The sequence below is a fragment of the Mesorhizobium sp. M7A.F.Ca.MR.362.00.0.0 genome, from assembly GCF_004023175.1.
In the GTDB taxonomy this organism is placed as follows: domain Bacteria; phylum Pseudomonadota; class Alphaproteobacteria; order Rhizobiales; family Rhizobiaceae; genus Mesorhizobium.
Genome location: NZ_RZTF01000338.1, coordinates 1 through 1612, shown reverse-complemented (window position 1 = coordinate 1612; position 1612 = coordinate 1). Strand labels below are relative to the sequence as shown.

The window sequence follows — 1612 nt, the reverse complement described above, 5'->3', positions numbered from 1 at the left end:
CTGCTCCACCGTGACGAATTCCTTGGTCGGCTGCTTGTCCAGCATGACCTCACGGATGACGGTCTCGCGATCCATCTGATGGGCTTTCATTTGGTCGGGGATCTGCGCCTCGACCAGCGGCGTCAGGACATAGCCCGGGCAGATGGCGTTGCAGGTGATTTTTTCGCGCGCCAGTTCGAGTGCGACCGTTTTGGTCAATCCCATGATGCCGTGCTTGGCTGAGACATAGGCCGATTTGAACGGCGACGCGACCAGGCCGTGCGCCGAGGCGATGTTGACGATCCGGCCACCGCCGGCCTCCTTCATCAGCGGGATCGCGGCTGCAATGGTGTGGAACGCCGACGACAGGTTGATGGCGATGATGGCGTCCCATTTCTCGATCGGAAAGTCCTCAACCGGCGCGACATGCTGGATGCCGGCATTGTTGATGAGGATATCGACCGATCCGAATGTCTCAGCCGCCTTGGCGATCAGCGCCCGGCATTCGGCCGGTTTCGACATGTCGGCCTTGATGTAGGCGGTTTTCACCCCGTGGTGTTTGGCGATCGCATCAGTGATGGCGTGGTCGGCGGCCGTGTCGGAGAAAGAGTTGACGACGACATTATGGCCTTCGGCCGCCAACGCGTGGGCGATGGCCAGGCCAATGCCCGATGTGGAGCCGGTGATGACTGCGGTTTTTCTGGCGGCCAAGGGCGGAGTCCTCTGGTTGCGGCAAGAGCGAGTTTATGTTGCACTGCAGCATATATGCTCAATGCGACGCAATAACAGCGGCCAGAATTTTTGAGGAGATGAAATTTTCGTCATGAGCGGCCACACGGCCGCTCACCAGGAGGATATCGTTTGGATCGCCGGTCGCTCGCCAGGCGCCGATAAGCCTCAGGCAGCCAGCTCCGGCACCGGCCCGACATAGCGCGACTGCGGGCGGATCAGCCGCCCGGTCGTCTGCTGTTCGCGCGCATGCGCGATCCAGCCGGCGACGCGCCCAGCGGCAAAGACATTGCTGAAGGTTTGTGGCGGAAAGCCCGCCGCCTCCAACAGCAGCGCGGTGTAGAACTCGACATTGGTCTGCAGCGAGCGCGACGGCTTGGCGATCCGCAGCACGTCGAGCGCTACCTGTTCCACTGTCTCCGCGAATGCCAGCCGGCGGCCGGTTTCGCCCTCGCCGCCGAGTTGCCGCACGACGGCCTTCAGCACATCGGCGCGCGGATCGCGCACACGGTAGATGCGGTGCCCGAAACCCATGATGCGCCTGCCGTGCGAGATCTCGTCGCGAAGCCAGCCGGCGGCATCGCCATGCGCCTGGATCGCATCCAGCATCTCGATCACCGGACCGGGCGCCCCGCCATGCAGCGGCCCCTTTAGCGCGCCGAGCCCGGCCAGCACGGAGGATGTCAGGCCGGCCTGCGTCGAGGCCACCACGCGCGTCGCAAAGGTCGACGCATTGAGGCCATGATCGCAGACGGTCACGAGATAGGTATCGAGCGCCTTCGCCAGCGCCGTCGAGGCGACGCTGCCGCTCAGCATCTTCAACATGTCGGCGGCATGATCGGCGCGGCTGTCCGGCGCGATCGGCTGCTCGCCGCGCCGCAGGCGCAGCAGCGCCGGTGTCAGC

At 64.3% G+C, this 1612-nt stretch carries 2 protein-coding genes; both read right to left on the bottom strand.

Annotation, left to right across the window (positions count from 1 at the left end):
- Positions 1-690: 3-hydroxybutyrate dehydrogenase (locus EOC06_RS29035; RefSeq protein ID WP_245470172.1), on the bottom strand; the 690-nt coding region annotated here is incomplete at its 3' end.
- 186 nt (positions 691-876) lie between these two features.
- On the bottom strand, positions 877-1612 hold a 736-nt coding region (locus tag EOC06_RS29030), incomplete at its 5' end, for a citrate synthase (RefSeq protein ID WP_128309414.1).